Source organism: Streptomyces sp. NPDC054813 (assembly GCF_053611365.1).
This window is the reverse complement of record NZ_JBSHAF010000006.1, coordinates 18,190-32,062: the sequence shown is the minus strand read 5'-3', so window position 1 is coordinate 32,062 and position 13,873 is coordinate 18,190. Positions and strand designations below refer to the sequence as shown.

General features: G+C 71.4%; 13 protein-coding genes. 8 read left to right on the top strand and 5 right to left on the bottom strand.

Annotated features, from left to right (window positions below):
* Positions 1 to 34: 34 nt before the first annotated feature.
* From ACWGJB_RS13410 to ACWGJB_RS13400, 3 genes are all read right to left on the bottom strand, one after another.
* Positions 35 to 1,264 (bottom strand): ATP-binding protein, encoded by a 1,230-nt coding sequence (locus tag ACWGJB_RS13410; protein WP_453380315.1) that lies wholly within the window; start codon positions 1,262 to 1,264, stop codon positions 35 to 37.
* Positions 1,261 to 2,037: a hypothetical protein gene (locus tag ACWGJB_RS13405; protein ID WP_453380314.1), complete on the bottom strand. Its 777-nt coding sequence runs from the start codon at positions 2,035 to 2,037 to the stop codon at positions 1,261 to 1,263. The genes ACWGJB_RS13410 and ACWGJB_RS13405 overlap by 4 nt, the downstream gene beginning before the upstream one ends.
* A gap of 124 nt (positions 2,038 to 2,161) precedes the next feature.
* Positions 2,162 to 2,668 (bottom strand): protein-tyrosine phosphatase family protein, encoded by a 507-nt coding sequence (locus ACWGJB_RS13400; RefSeq protein ID WP_453380313.1) that lies wholly within the window; start codon positions 2,666 to 2,668, stop codon positions 2,162 to 2,164.
* Positions 2,669 to 2,796: 128 nt separating this feature from the next.
* Between ACWGJB_RS13400 and ACWGJB_RS13395 the strand changes: the two genes are divergently transcribed.
* Complete coding sequence (locus ACWGJB_RS13395; protein ID WP_453380312.1) at positions 2,797 to 3,600, top strand: nuclease-related domain-containing protein; 804 nt, start codon at positions 2,797 to 2,799, stop codon at positions 3,598 to 3,600.
* A gap of 70 nt (positions 3,601 to 3,670) precedes the next feature.
* On the opposite strand, the gene ligD is transcribed toward ACWGJB_RS13395, so the two are convergent.
* Positions 3,671 to 4,552 carry a non-homologous end-joining DNA ligase gene (gene ligD, locus ACWGJB_RS13390; RefSeq protein ID WP_453380311.1) on the bottom strand — a complete coding sequence of 294 codons (882 nt, stop codon included), beginning with the start codon at positions 4,550 to 4,552 and terminating at the stop codon, positions 3,671 to 3,673.
* Positions 4,553 to 4,617: 65 nt separating this feature from the next.
* Between ligD and ku the strand changes: the two genes are divergently transcribed.
* From ku to ACWGJB_RS13360, 6 genes are all read left to right on the top strand, one after another.
* Entirely contained in the window at positions 4,618 to 5,631 is a 1,014-nt protein-coding gene (ku, locus tag ACWGJB_RS13385; RefSeq protein ID WP_453380310.1) for a non-homologous end joining protein Ku, read from the top strand.
* Positions 5,632 to 6,071: 440 nt separating this feature from the next.
* Positions 6,072 to 6,554, top strand: coding sequence for a DoxX family protein (locus tag ACWGJB_RS13380; RefSeq protein WP_453380650.1), 483 nt, complete (start codon positions 6,072 to 6,074; stop codon positions 6,552 to 6,554).
* 11 nt (positions 6,555 to 6,565) lie between these two features.
* Positions 6,566 to 7,522 (top strand): LysR family transcriptional regulator, encoded by a 957-nt coding sequence (locus ACWGJB_RS13375; protein WP_453380309.1) that lies wholly within the window; start codon positions 6,566 to 6,568, stop codon positions 7,520 to 7,522.
* 133 nt (positions 7,523 to 7,655) lie between these two features.
* Positions 7,656 to 8,531 carry an NAD(P)-dependent oxidoreductase gene (locus tag ACWGJB_RS13370; protein WP_453380308.1) on the top strand — a complete coding sequence of 292 codons (876 nt, stop codon included), beginning with the start codon at positions 7,656 to 7,658 and terminating at the stop codon, positions 8,529 to 8,531.
* A gap of 72 nt (positions 8,532 to 8,603) precedes the next feature.
* Entirely contained in the window at positions 8,604 to 10,109 is a 1,506-nt protein-coding gene (locus ACWGJB_RS13365) for an MFS transporter (protein WP_453380307.1), read from the top strand.
* A gap of 355 nt (positions 10,110 to 10,464) precedes the next feature.
* A complete protein-coding gene (locus tag ACWGJB_RS13360; protein ID WP_453380306.1) occupies positions 10,465 to 11,346 on the top strand; it encodes an alpha/beta fold hydrolase in 882 nt (293 codons plus the stop codon).
* Positions 11,347 to 11,493: 147 nt separating this feature from the next.
* Here ACWGJB_RS13360 and ACWGJB_RS13355 read toward each other — a convergent pair whose 3' ends face one another.
* Complete coding sequence (locus ACWGJB_RS13355; RefSeq protein WP_453380305.1) at positions 11,494 to 12,945, bottom strand: glycosyltransferase family 39 protein; 1,452 nt, start codon at positions 12,943 to 12,945, stop codon at positions 11,494 to 11,496.
* Between the two features lie 486 nt (positions 12,946 to 13,431).
* Here ACWGJB_RS13355 and ACWGJB_RS13350 point away from each other — a divergent pair, with 486 nt between their 5' ends.
* Positions 13,432 to 13,716, top strand: coding sequence for a lactococcin 972 family bacteriocin (locus ACWGJB_RS13350; RefSeq protein ID WP_450755179.1), 285 nt, complete (start codon positions 13,432 to 13,434; stop codon positions 13,714 to 13,716).
* Positions 13,717 to 13,873 lie beyond the last annotated feature (157 nt).

Genomic DNA, 13,873 nt, shown 5'->3' with positions numbered 1-13,873 from the left:
CGCACCCGCAGTTGCGATCGCACCCTCGCCACCCCTAAGGGAGCGTCAGAACCGCCACGGCCCCGCCATCGATCGCGTTCCCGAACGACAGCCGCGCGCCCAGCACCTCCGCCTGCCCCGCCGCGATCGTCAGCCCCAGCCCGTGCCCCTTGGTCCCGCCCTCCGTCCGGAACCGCTGGGGCCCGTGGGCCACCAAGTACTCGGGAAACCCGTCCCCGTGATCCCGGACGGTGACCTCCTTGCCCTCCACCGTCAGCACCACCGGCGCCCGTCCGTGGCGGTGCGCGTTGGCGACCAGGTTCCCCAGCACCCGTTCCAGCCGCCGCCGGTCCGTCTCCACCCACACGTCCCGTACGACCTTCACCTCGGTCTCCGTCCCGGACGCCCGCACCACCCGCTCGGCCAGTGCGCCCAGCGCCTCCGCGTCGGTCTCGAGCCGCTCCCGGCCGGTGTCCAGGCGGGAGATCTCCAGCAGGTCCTCGGTGAGCGTGCGCAGCGCGGCGACCCGGTCCTGCACCAGTTCCGTCGGCCGTCCCGGAGGCAGCAGTTCCGCTGCCGCGTGCAGCCCGGTCAGCGGCGTCCGCAGCTCATGCGCCACGTCGGCGGTGAACCGCTGCTCGCTCAGCAGCTTGCTCTGCAGCGACGCGGCCATGCGGTCCAGCGCCGCGGCGACCGCGGCCACCTCGTCCTGCGGCCGGGTCGGATCCTTCGTCCGGGGGTCGTGCACCCGCGCGTCCAGGTCCCCGGCGCTGATCCGCCGGGCCACCTGCGCGGTGCCGTGCAGCCGCCGGGTCACCCGGGTCACCGCGAACGCGCCGACCAGCAGCGTCGCCCCGATGGCGAGGGCCGACGACCAGAGGATGGAGCGGTCGAGGCCGGCGATCGTACGGGCCTGCTGGGAGTAGTCGACGGCCACCGCGAGCGCCCGGCCGTGGTCGGCAGGCCCCGCCGCCCACATCGTGGGGCGACCGTCCGCCCTGGAGACCATCGTGCCGCGCTCCCCGGCCGCCGCCAGCACCCGCAGCCGCGGCGGCAGCCCCGCCGGATCGATCGCGGAGCCCGGCAGCAGCGCGTCGCCCGCCTCGTACGCGGTCGTCGCGTCCGCCAGCCGGGACAGTGCCTGGTCCCGGGCCTGTGCGACGGTCTGGTCGGTGACCGACACATGCACGAGCACGCCGAGCAGCGCGGCCAGCGCACAGCACATCACCGTGATGAACGCTGCCGACTTCGCCGCGAGCGTCCCGGCCCAGCGGGGAAGCCTCATCGCGCACTCGCAGAGGAGGAGGCCGAAACCGGGGGAGCGGCGGAGGCCGAAGCCGGGGGAGCGGTGGGGGCGGAGGGCGCCGGCGTGCGGCTGTGCCGAGCCTTGCCGGTACGCAGGAACTCGTCCCGGGAGAACACCATCGCCTTCTGTTCCGGGTCCCACGCCCAGGTCGTCCGGTACTCGTACCCGGTGATCCCGGCCGGCGACCGCACGATGACCGCCCGCCCGGCCAGCTCGACCCCGATGATCGCGTCGTCGTCCTCCAGGACCTGCACCAGCCGGTGGTTCTCGACGGTGTACACGCGCAGCGCGGTCTGGTTGGTCGGATACAGCCGGAAGCCGAGCGTCAGCTCGTCCCGCCCGTCCCCGGTCAGATCCCGGTAGTACGGCTTGAGCAGCGGACACCGCGCACCGCCGCCCCCGGCCGCGCACTCCTTCATCCGGTTCGTGGTCTCGTGGTACGCGCCCTTGGACCCGTAGTCCGCCGAGTCCGAGGCGATCTCCGCCCGTACGACGGCCACCGGATCGACCCTGCGGAGGTCGTCGCCGGGGACCGTGACGCCCTTGACGGTCTGCGCGCTGCCCTCGTCGTACGGCCAGGCCGGGCTGGACGCCGGCCGCAGGTCGGGCCAGAGCTTCACGGGGCTGACCGCGGTCGGGGTGGCTCCGGCCTCCTGGAGCCCGCCGGAGTCGCCACAGCCGGCCACCGCCGTCGCCAGCAGGGCGACGGCGGTGGCGGCGAGGGCGGTACGGAGGGGACGACGGGTCGGCACGCTGCTCCTGGGCGGTTCGGGGAGGTGTGGGTCTCGGGGCCCCGTACACCTTATTCGCAGATTTGTAGGGAAGTCCTTTTTGTGCCCGGGGGTGGCCGGTGCAGGGGGGAGAGCACGGGAGAGGCTACTCGGCGAGTTCCTCGAGCAGCCGGGCGGTGGTCAGACCGGCCCGCAGATAGGCGACGAACAGCTCGTTGTGCAGCGCCCAGGGCGAGCGCCGGGCCCGCACCAGCCGTATCGCCTCCTCGGCCGTACCCCCTCGGTGCACCAGCGCCTGGGCGACCACCAGCCCCGACCGGTTGTACCCGCTGTAGCAGCGCACCAGCACCGACCGCCCGGCGTCCAGGGCCTCACTGGCCGCACGGGCGAGCCGGATCACCCCCGCCAGCTGGGTACCGTCCAGTGGTCCGTCGGGAATCGGCCACACCTGATGCTCGACCCCGGTGTCCGGGCCGTGCCCGGGCAGCCGCAGCAGACTCTGCACCAGATCGAACTCGTCCCGTACGACAACGGACTCCAGCTGCCCCGCACGCCCCCGGAACTCGTGGCCGCCCATCCACAGCCCGGGCAGCACCTCGCTCCACGGGCTGTCCGGAGCCGGAACGTCGTACTGCTCTCCACGGATCCGCACCGGCGCCTCCCCGCTGCGCGCGCCAACCCCTGTCCGTCCAACCCTGTCCGTCAACCCCTGTCAAAGGTAGCGGGGTTCTTGCCCGCGGAGCACCCCGCCTGTTCCCATGGTCGAGGGGTGATGTCGCAATGAGCGGACTGCGCGTCGTGCCGACCTGGCGCCACGGCCAGGAACGGCTGTACGTCTGCCTCACGGACGGACGGAACATCGCCTGGTACGACCGTGAGGCGGGCCGGGTCAATCTCCTCAGCGAGGAACGCCGGGACGACGTGCTCGAAACCCTGCGGCCGTTCCTGACCGGTTCGGTCACGGTCGGCCCGCCACCGGTACCCACGCCCGCCGAACTCGCCCGGCTGACCCTGCACCCCGACGACGACCTCGCGCCCAACCGCCCCGGCGAGGCGCTGCTGATCGCTCTCGACCGGGACCCCGGTCCGGCCCACCGCCTGCGCCCCGACCCGCGCCGCCGCGCCCTGACCGCCGAGCAGACCGTCGGCGACGCCCTGGACCGGCTGGACGGCGCGGGCTGGCACGCCCTGCACTCCGTCCCGCTGCCCGGCGGCGACCGCCTCCACCATCTGGTGATCGGGCCCGGCGGCCTCTTCTGCGTGCACGCGCTCTATGCCCGCAAGCAGAAGGTCCTGGTCGCCGACCCGATGGTCTCCCTGGGCCGCCGCGAGTCCCGGCCGCTGCTGCGCCGCCTGCGCGCGGACGCCGACCGGGCCTCCTACGCCCTGACGGCCGAGGTGCACCCGGTCCTGGCGCTGACCGACCCGGCGGACGTCACGCTGACGGCCCCGCCCCGTGAGGTGCGCGTCCTCCGCGACCGGGAGCTGGAGGGCCTGTCCCGCCTGGGCGGAGTCCTCAAGCCGGCGGACGTCGAGGCACTGCACGCGATGGCGCGGGACCGCAACACGTGGGGAAGGGTCTGACCGCTCGGCCCCCCGCCCCCGGCCCCCGGTCCCCGCACGGCAGCGGCGCCGCGTCGGCCCCCGGTCCCGCTCACGGCAGCGTCGCCGCCCGCTCCGGTTCCAGCAGCGGCGCCAGCAGGTCCCCGTACTCCTGGACCCGCCCCGCGACATCCCCGGCCCGGAACTCCAGCTCCTCCGCCCGCCGGCACTCGGTGATCTCCTCCCAGGTCACCGGTGCGGACACCATCGGCTCCCGCCGCGCCCGCGCCGTGTACGGGGTCGCCGTGGTCTTCCGCCCCGCGTTCTGACTCCAGTCCACGAACACCTTCCCCGGCCGCAGACTCCGCGTCATCCGGTGTACCACCAGCCGCGGCATCGCCCGCTCCGCCGCCACGGCCAGCCCCTTCGCGTACTCGCTCACCCGCTCGCTGGACGCCCCCCGCACCCCCGCCAGCAGATGCAGCCCCTTCGACCCGGCCGTCTTGGCGTACGCCTCGATCCCGTCCGCGGCCAGCCGCTCCCGCAGCCACAGCGCGACCTCGCAGCACTCCACCACCGTCGCCGGAGCCCCGGGGTCCAGGTCGAAGACGATCCGGTCGGCCTCCTCCGGCGTCCGCACCAGCCACTGGTGCGTATGGAACTCGGTGACCAGGTTCGCCGCCCACATCAGGCTCGCCAGGTCCTGCACCAGCACCATCCGGGCCAAGCCCTCCGACCGGCGCACCTCGGCGGTGGTGACCCACTCGGGCGTACCCGGCGGCACGTTCTTGGTGAAGAACACCTGGCCGTCCGGCCCGTCCGGATAGCGCAGGAAGGACACCGGCCGGTCGCGCAGATGCGGCAGCAGGACCTCGGCGGTCGTCGCGTAGTAGTGCAGCAGCTCGCCCTTGGTGAACCCGGTCGCGGGATACAGCACCTTCTCCAGATTGCTGAGCGCGACCTTCCGTCCGTCCACCTCTGTGATCGGCGTCATACGATGACAATCTCATACAAAATTCTCATGCAGGCGATGGATGTCCGGACGGAAGGAAGCCCCAGGTGCGATCCATATGGAACGGCGCGATCTCCTTCGGGCTCGTCAGCATCCCGATCAAGCTGGTGAACGCCACGGAGAGCCACTCGATCTCCTTCCGTCAGGTCCACACCGAGGACAACGGCCGGATCCGCTACCGCAAGTTCTGCGAGCTGGAGGACCGCGAGGTCACCCAGTCGGAGATCGGCAAGGGGTACGAGGACGCCGACGGCTCGATCATCCCGATCACCGACGACGACCTGTCCCACCTGCCCATCCCCACCGCCCGCACCATCGAGATCGTGGCCTTCGTCCCGGCCGACCGGATCGACCCGCTCCAGATGGACGCGGCGTACTACCTGGCGGCGAGCGGCGCCCCGGCGGCGAAGCCGTACACCCTCCTGCGTGAGGCCCTGAAACGCAGCCACAAGGTGGCCATCGCGAAATACGCGCTGCGCGGCCGGGAACGCCTCGGCATGCTCCGCGTGGTCGGCGACGCCATCGCCATGCACGGTCTGCTCTGGCCGGACGAGGTCCGCGCCCCGGAGGGCGTCGCCCCCGACGTCGACGTCAGCGTCCGCGACAAGGAACTCGACCTCGCCGACGCCCTGATGGACACCCTCGGCGAGGTCGACCTGGAGGATCTGCACGACGAGTACCGGACGGCCCTGGAGGAGGTCATCGCCGCGAAGGCGGCCGGCGAGGCCCCACCGGAGACCCCCGAACCGGCCAAGGGCGGCAAGGTCCTGGACCTGATGGCGGCCCTGGAGAAGAGCGTCCGCGCGGCGAAGGAGTCGAGGGGCGAGGAGGCGCGGGGTGAGGAGGCGGAGGTCACGCCGATGCCGAGCAAGAGGCCGAGGGCGGCGGCGAAGAAGACGGCGGCGAAGAAGCCGACGGCCGCGAAGACGTCGGCCCGGAAGACGGCGGCCGAGAAGTCGACGGCGAAGAAGACGACGGCGAAGAAGACGACGGCGAAGAAGTCGGCGGCCGAGAAGTCGACGGCCAAGAAGACGGTCTCACCGCGCAAGCGCTCCGCGTGAAACCACCCCCGTCAGATGTCGCGGCGCCGCGTCGGACGCGCGCCTCGGCTTCTCTGGCGACCCGTCACCGCGCGCTTCTCCGACGCCGCCCCGACCCCGTCGCGCACCGCGCCCAAGAGTCGCCGAGTCAGGCCATGCCCGTTATCAACGAGCGAAATAATGCATATTTCAACATATTGGTGGATGTGCTGAGGTAATGGCGCAATGCTGGGTGAAGGGGAGAGTCCGCCACGCAGCGGGCAAACCGGCTCGTTCCCACCTGTGAAGGCATCGTCATGCGTGCTCTGCATCTCCACCCCTTCGGTAGAACTCATGTCCTGTCACTGACCCAGGCACGCGCCCCCGCGGGCCCCGTCGCGGAGGTCCGCAGGCCCGCCGATCCGGCCAGGGTCGCCTCGGGCCCGCCGGGCGGGACGCCCGCCGCCGGCGCGGGTCCCCGGCTGACCGCCGGTGAGTGCGGGCTGCTGCTGATCAGGCTGACCTTCGGACTGCTGATGGCCGGCCACGGTGCGCAGAAGCTGTTCGGCATCTTCGGGGGGCCGGGCCTGGCGGCCACCGGCAGAGGCTTCGACGCCCTCGGTTACCACCCGGGCAAGGTGTTCGCCGTGATCGGAGGTCTCTCCGAACTCGCCGGGGGTCTCGGTCTGGCTGTCGGACTGTTCACTCCGCTGGCGGCCGCCGCCATCATCGGCGTGATGATCAACGCCATGGCGACCGTGAGCGGTGCCCACGGCCTGTGGAGCCAGAACGGCGGAGTCGAGTACAGCGTCTCCATCTGCATCGTCGCCCTCGCCCTCGCCGCCATCGGCCCGGGTCGGCTGTCCGTCGACCGGTTCTTCCCCTGGCGCTCGGGCGGCTGGGCCGCTGCCGCCGTCGCGCTCGGTCTGGGCGGCATCGGTGCCGCGATCGCACTGAGCATCTGAACGCCGGGACGATGCTCAGCACGCATGTCCCCGACCTGGCCGCCCTGGAACTGCTGCTCGGTGTAGCCCGGGAAGGCAGCCTGAACAGCGTCGCCCGCAAGGCCGGGGTGAGTCAGCAGGCCGTATCGGCGCGGATCCGTGCGATGGAGGCACAGACCGGGGTCACCCTCGTGCACCGGACTCCACGCGGGTCCAGTCTGACCGTCGAAGGCGTCATGATCGCGGAGTGGGCCGCCCGGCTGCTGGACGTCGCGGCCGAAATGGACGCCGGGATCACGGCACTGCGGGCCGGCCAGCGGGCCCGGCTCCGGGTCAGCGCCAGCTCGACCATCTCCGAGATGCTCCTGCCCGGCTGGCTGGCGTCCTTCCGCGCGGAGACCCCGCAGGGCAGGCACGCCCCGGAGATCTTCCTGACCTACGCCAACACCGCCATGGTCGTCACCCATGTCACCGAGGGCATCGCCGACATCGGCTTCACCGAGGGCCCGCACGAGCCCGCCGGGCTGCACGGCAGGGCCGTCGGCCACGACCGGCTCACGGTTGTCGTCGCTCCAGGTCACCCTTGGGCAGGCCCTCGGCCCGTCAGCGCCGCCGAGCTGGCCGGCACCCCGCTGGTGAGCCGGGAGAGCGGCTCCGGTACCCGGGACACCTTCGCCGCCGCGCTGAGCGCCGTACTCGGCCCCGGTGCCCCGCAGGCCCCCGCGGCACTGTCGCTGTCCACCACCGCGGCGATCCGCTCGGCCGCGCTGGCCGGTGCCGCACCCGCGGTCATCAGCGAACTCGCCGTCGCCGACGACCTGGCCAGCGGCCGGCTCGTCGCGGTACAGACACCGGAACTCGACCTGCGCCGAACCCTGCGCGCCGTCTGGGACGGCGCCGCCACCCCACCCAGCGGCGCGGCCCGCGACCTGATCGCCCACATCCTGACCCGCCAGAACCAGGAGCGTCACAGCGGCCGAACCCACTGACGGGTCGACGGCGAGTCGCAGCGCGGTGCCGGTGAGGCCGGTAGGGCCGTCATGGCCGCCATGCGTGGTGGCCGCGCGCAGTCGGCGTGGACGACGGGGTGCGTGGTCGACGGGGCCTGTGGACGACGGGCGTGTGGATGGCGGACGTACGTGGGCGACCCCGCCGATCGCGTTCGTGGGCACGGGGCGGATGGGCGGCCCGATGGCCGCCAACCTGGCCCGCGCCGGTTTCGACGTACGGGTGTGGAACCGGACCGCCGACCGCGCCGCACTCCTCACCGGCGTGGGCACCGTCGTGGCGCCCAGCCCGGCGGCGGCCGTCCGGGGCGCGGGGATCCTCGTCACCATGCTGGCCGACGGTCCCGCCACCGAACAGGCGACCACCGGGCCCGACGGATTCCTGGCCGATGCACCCGGGCTGGTCTGGGTGCAGATGGCGACCGTCGGAGCCGACTGGACGGCCCGGCTCGACCGCACCGCCACCCGCCACGGGGTGACGTTCGTGGACGCCCCGGTCTCCGGTAGCGAGGGCCCGGCCCGGGCCGGGCAGCTCATCGTCCTGGCCAGTGGCCCGGACCGGATGCGGAAGGTCCTCGCCCCGGTGTTCGGCGCGCTCGGCAGGGCCGCCGTCTGGCTGGGCCCGGCCGGCGCCGGCACCAGCGCCAAGCTGGTGCTCAACAACTGGCTCGTCGACCTCGCCGAGACCACCGCGGAGTCTCTCTCCTTCGCCCGCCGGCTCGGTCTGGACCCGACTGCGATCGTGGACCTGCTGCAGTCGACGCCGCTCGGGTCGCCGTACGCCATGCAGAAGGCCACCACCATGCTGACCGGTGACTTCACCCCCGCGTTCGCGCTCAAGCATGCGCTCAAGGACGCCGAGCTGGCGGTGCAGGCCGCGCAGGCCAGCGGTACCGAACTCGCGCTCACCCAGGCGCTGCTGCCCCGCTGGCGGGCCGCCGCGGCAAGGCACGCCGACGACGATCTGGCCGCGGTGTACACCGCCGCCTGACCAGCCCTGCACCAGCCCTGCGCGGTCCCTGAGCAAGGGCCGCGCTGGGACCCACAAGAGAGGACCCCGGTGATGACCGCAGCAGCTGGGCCGGCCACCCGAAGTGGCCCGGAGAACGGCCTGACACGGACTCCCGGGGACCCGGGCCCGACGGCAGGCACGCCGGCCCCCACCCCTGCCTCCGGGCACCAACGGCTGGGACTCGCGCTGATCCTCGTCGCGTCCTTCATGGTGGTGCTCGACTTCAGCATCGTGAACGTCGCGCTGTCGTCCATCCAGCACGAGCTCGGCATCTCGGCCACCTCCGTGCAGTGGGTGGTCACGGCCTACGCGATCACCTTCGGCGGGCTGCTGATCCTCGGCGGCCGCGCCGGGGATCTCTACGGGCGGCGGCGCCTGTTCATGGCCGGGATCGGCGTCTTCACCGCCGCGTCGCTGTCCGGCGGGCTCGCGCACGATCCGCTGCTCCTGATCGTGTCCCGCACGGTGCAGGGCTGTGGCGCCGCGATGGTCGCGCCCGCCGCGCTCTCTCTGATCACCACGGGCTTCCCCGAAGGCCCCCGGCGCACCCGCGCGTTGGGCCTCTACGGGGCGACGGCGTCGGTCGGCTTCGTCGCCGGACAGGTGCTCGGCGGTGTCCTGGTGGAGTTCTTCAGCTGGCGCTCGGTCTTCCTGGTGAACGTTCCGGTGGGGCTGGCCGCCCTGCTGCTGGCCCCCCGTCTCCTGCACGAGTCGAGGCTGCGCCGGGCCGGGCGGCACCTGGACACCGTCGGCGCGACGCTCATCACAGGAGCCGTCGCCGCGCTGGTCTTCGCGGTCTCCCAGGCCGGGATCACCGGCGTGGGATCCGCCGGCGTGCTGGTTCCGCTCGGGCTGTCGGCCCTGGCGACCGTGGCGTTCTTCGCCGTCGAGCAACGGCATGCCGATCCGCTCGTGCGGCTCGCGCTGCTGCGCACCCGGGGGCTGCGCAGTGCCGGCACCCTGATGATGCTGCTCGGCCTGTGGAACGGCGGGGAGATGCTGGTGCTCTCCGTGTACCTCCAGGAAGTCCTGCACATGTCCCCGCTGGTGGCCGGCCTGGTGGTCGCCCCGCAGGGCATCGTCGGCCTGGCGACCGGGTTGCTGGGCGCCCGGCTGGCGCGACGTGTAGGGATCCAGCGTGTCCTGGTGCTGACCGCCCTGGCCGCCACCGCCGGCTTCCTGATCCTGGCTCAGCTCCCGATGGGCGGCGGCTACCGTGCGCCGCTCGCGGCAGTGGTCCTGGTCGGGTTCGGTACCGCCGGTACGGCGTTCGGAAGCATGGTGACCGCCAGCACCGGCGTAGCCGATCGCGACCAGGGTCTGGTGGGCGGCGTGGTCAACATGAGCCGCCAGCTGGGCGCCGCGCTGGGAGCGGCGCTGCTTCCCGCCATCGCCGACGCGGTGGACCGAACGGGCCACAGCAGCATGGCGGTCGGCGACCGCGCCGCGATGCTCGCCCGAGCGGCGGCGGCCGGCCTCGCCACACTGGTGGCCCTTCGGAATCGGCAGAAGACCCCCCACACCCCGTCCACCTCCAAGGCCCCGAACCCGGCCTGACGGACAGTCCCCTCTCCAGGCACCCATGGGACCACTTCGCGGTCCGGGCGGGGCGAGATCTCCGACGAGCTTCCTCTCCGCTGATAGCCCCTTCCTTCCAGCACAGGTCAGCGGCCTGCCCGGTGGAAATGGCCGTCGGCTCGCGGGTGGAAGGTAGTGGACCGGTCGGCTAGCTTCGGTGGTGTGGCGCGGATGGGCGGCTGCTTCTGGTTCCGGTTCCTCACGGAGGTGCCGCGGGAGTGCCTCCAGCCAGGGAGTCCTGCGGTCCGGGTGGGGCTGTCACGCCCACGCAGCTGTATCCCTCCGGCCGTCCTCGCCGGTGGAGCCATGTTCTCTTCAAACACGGAGTACAGCGATGAACGACAACAGTCGTCAGGACGGCATCCACCCCTTCCCGGCCGGTATGCGGTCGCGTCAGATCGAAACCAACGGCGCCGAGATCCACGTACGCGTCGGCGGGCATGGTCCCGCGGTCGTCATGCTGCACGGCTTCGGCACAACGGGCGACATGTGGGGTCACCTGGCGAACGCACTCATCGAGGACCACACGGTCATCGCGCCCGACCTGCGCGGGCTGGGCCTCTCGTCGAAGCCTGACGGCGGCTACGACAAGAAGAACCAGGCGGCGGACGTGTGGGGCGTCCTGGACGCCCTGGGTGTGCGTACGGTCGAACTGGTGACGCACGACATCGGCATCATGGTCGGCTTCGCGGTTGCCGCCACCCACCCCGAGCGCGTGAGCCGATGGGTGGCGATCGATGCGCCGCTGCCCGGCATCGGACCCTGGGACCAGATCACACGGGATCCGGCCATGTGGCACTTCGGCTTCGGTGGTCACGACATGGAGCGCCTGGTCGCCGGCCGCGAGCGCATCTACCTCGACCGCTTCTGGAACGAGCTTTCCGTGGTCCCGAAGCGGTTCGACGAAGCGAAGCGCCAGCATTATGCGGCGCTCTACGCGCAACCCGGCGCAATGCGGGCGAGCTTTGCCCAGTTCCTGGCTTTCGCCCAGGACGCGGCCGACAACAGGGCGTTCCTGGCGCAGGGCAAGCTGCGGATGCCGGTCCTGGCCTTCGGTGGCGAAGCCACCTTCGGCCCTGGGATCGGCGAGGTGCTGCGGTGTGTCGCCGACAACGTCGAAGATGCGGTCATCCCCGATTGCGGGCACTGGATCACGGAAGAGCAGCCGCAGGCGACGACAGACCTGGTCGTCGACTTCCTGGGCCGGGCGCGTTGAAGGGCAGTCCCTGTCTCCGGCGCACCCTGACGGAGTGACTGAGACAGGGACTGTTCGGCCGAACTGTTCGGTCCCGGACCTCATGTCCGGGGCCGATTGCGTGGGCGGACGGGGATGTCATCTCCCGAACATCCCGCCTGGACCCGGTCACGGGCTCCCGATGCGCAGGTACACCGTCACCCTGCGACCGCGGACCTGCTCGTCCGCCACCGGCGTGAAGTACCTCTTCAGCACTGAGATCTTCGTCTGGTCCCGCTGCGCCGACACCGGCGTCGCGACCTCCGCCTCGTCCGTCACCAGCAGGATCCGTCGCTGGGCCAGCATCACGGTCCGGATCCGGGCCGGGCCGGCCTCCACGCCCTTCAGCGTCCCGGACCTCTCCGGACTCTCGGTCAGGGCTATGTCCCGCAGACCGGTGAAGGCGCGAGGGGAGACCAGCTTGGTGTCGCGTCGCGCCGCCGGTACGAAGAGCACCGCGTCTCCGGGCTTCTTGAGTCGCTGTACGTCCGTCGCCACGGCGAAGACGTCGTCCACCCGGCTGGCCGGGGAGCGCTTGGCCAGTGACTGAGGGAGCAGCGCCGCCGTCGCCACGGCGATCACCACGGGGAGGATCCATGGCGATGCCTTCGGGAAGCGCGGCGTGGCCGCCCGTACCGCCGTGCCCAGCGCTGCCCCGATCAGCAGCGCCAGACCCAGCTGGCTGAACAGGACGTACCGGTCCAGGAACAGCGGCTGGACCAGGGAGAGGCCGATCAGGATGAGTTGCGGCACCGCAAGCAGCGGCAGCCCCACGGCTGCCGACGACAGCCGGCCCGCCTGCGGCCGGTCCAGCAGTGCGCCGAGGCCACCGATCGCCAGGAGGACCGCCGGGCCGATCATCATGTGCCAGGTCAGCGGCGGTATCCAGGAAACCTGTTCGGACTGGCTCCGGGTGAAGAGGATCAGGGGCAGCACGCCCGCCACGGCCGCCGCCGAGGCCGCCGTCCATCGGGTCCACACCTCGCGCCGGGCCCATGTCCAGATCAGGGTCGCCGCGTGCGCGGGCAGAATCATCAGCGCCAGCCAGTTCAGCAATCCGCACAGCAGGACGGCGCCGGCGTAGGCCGCCCACTGCGCTGTTCTGCCATGGCCCTCGAGCACGGTCACCAGCAGCAGTGTCGAGATCGCGGCTCCGGCCGTGACCAGTGCGTACGGGCGCCCCTCCTGGAGATAGAACTGCACTGCCGGAAGCAGGCCGAGTGACAGCCCCGCCCCCAGGCCCGCACAGGTCCCGGCCAGTCGCCGGCCGATGACGGTCACGCAGGCCGCGGCCACCGCCATGGCGAGCACGGAGGGCAGCCGCAGCGTCGTGGTGCCGGGCCCGAAGCATTCGAAGAGTCCGTGCATCAGCAGGTAGTAGAGCCCGTGTACGGCGTCGACCTGCCCCAGCATGTGCCAGATCTCGGGGGTGGGCCGCTCGGCCACCTGCCAGGTCGCCGCCTCGTCCCGCCACAGGCTGTGCTGCCGGGACAGTCCCCACACACCCAGGGCCAGGGTCCACAGCAGGGGAATCAGCCAGACGGGCAGGGATCGGCGGCCGGCGGTCAGGTGGGGAGTCATGAAGGTGGTCGGGCCCTCGGTAGCGGTGCGAACTGAAGTCAGCGGTTCGTCGACATGACTGAGGACCCGCCGGACCGGCTGTCCGTTCGCGCGGGAGCACCCCGAGAAAAGCGCGCATTCCAGACTGGCCGGCAAGGCAGGGGACATTGTCTGCGCCTCCCCGTAACCCGACGACAGTACATGTACATGAAAAAGACCGCCACGTCCCGGAGGTCATGGCTGAAAACTATCCCCTGAATTTGGCGATAATTAGTGCAACGCGGAAACGGTATTTTCCGTCTACTCGCGCGTTTCATGCCTCTCCCCGGCACGCGCGTCGTCCGGGTGAGTTGGCCAGAAATCGCGCACCCCGCCTGATGCATGCCACTGCTGATTTACCACTGTGATCTGGGTTACTCGAATATTCGGTTGCTCGCGGTCATATTTTTCGTTCAAGATCTGTCCCTGTTCCGACCAAAACAGGATGACGAGGAGTCAGTCTTGAGCATGCGCAACGGGGTAAAGGCTGCGCTGGCGGCCACTGCCATCATCATGGCCGCGGCCACGCCGGCCTTGGCCACCACTGTCGATGTGGGCGGTGGCACGTGGAGCTACGACCATGGCGCCAACACGGCGTGGTCGAACTACAAGCACCCGAACAACCAGCACGCGTCTTCGGTGAAGACGGGCGGCACGGTATTCGGCAGCGGCTGCACCGCGAAGGGGAAGTGGTCCCTCGCCTCGGCGGGGCTGAACGGCTCGGTGTCGTACTACTACAACCCGAACTGCTGAGCCTCCCGGTCGAAACTCGACGAGTCTAGGCAGCCACGAGTGGCGCCGCTCTCGGTTGCCTGACTGAGCTCTGTTGGCTGTGGAGGCGAGCATTCCTCGCCTCCACAGCCTTTCTGCTCGGACCTTGAATTCCCGGACGGGTGCTCCCGAGCGCCCT

Coding starts and splice junctions, on each gene's coding strand:
- ACWGJB_RS13410 (WP_453380315.1), bottom strand. CDS start 1,264: ATGAGGCTTCCCCGCTGGGCCGGGACGCTCGCGGCGAAGTCGGCAGCG.
- ACWGJB_RS13395 (WP_453380312.1), top strand. CDS start 2,797: ATGAGCGGACTGCGCGTCGTGCCGACCTGGCGCCACGGCCAGGAACGG.
- ligD (WP_453380311.1), bottom strand. CDS start 4,552: ATGACGCCGATCACAGAGGTGGACGGACGGAAGGTCGCGCTCAGCAAT.
- ACWGJB_RS13375 (WP_453380309.1), top strand. CDS start 6,566: ATGCTCAGCACGCATGTCCCCGACCTGGCCGCCCTGGAACTGCTGCTC.
- ACWGJB_RS13365 (WP_453380307.1), top strand. CDS start 8,604: ATGACCGCAGCAGCTGGGCCGGCCACCCGAAGTGGCCCGGAGAACGGC.
- ACWGJB_RS13360 (WP_453380306.1), top strand. CDS start 10,465: ATGAACGACAACAGTCGTCAGGACGGCATCCACCCCTTCCCGGCCGGT.
- ACWGJB_RS13355 (WP_453380305.1), bottom strand. CDS start 12,945: ATGACTCCCCACCTGACCGCCGGCCGCCGATCCCTGCCCGTCTGGCTG.
- ACWGJB_RS13350 (WP_450755179.1), top strand. CDS start 13,432: ATGCGCAACGGGGTAAAGGCTGCGCTGGCGGCCACTGCCATCATCATG.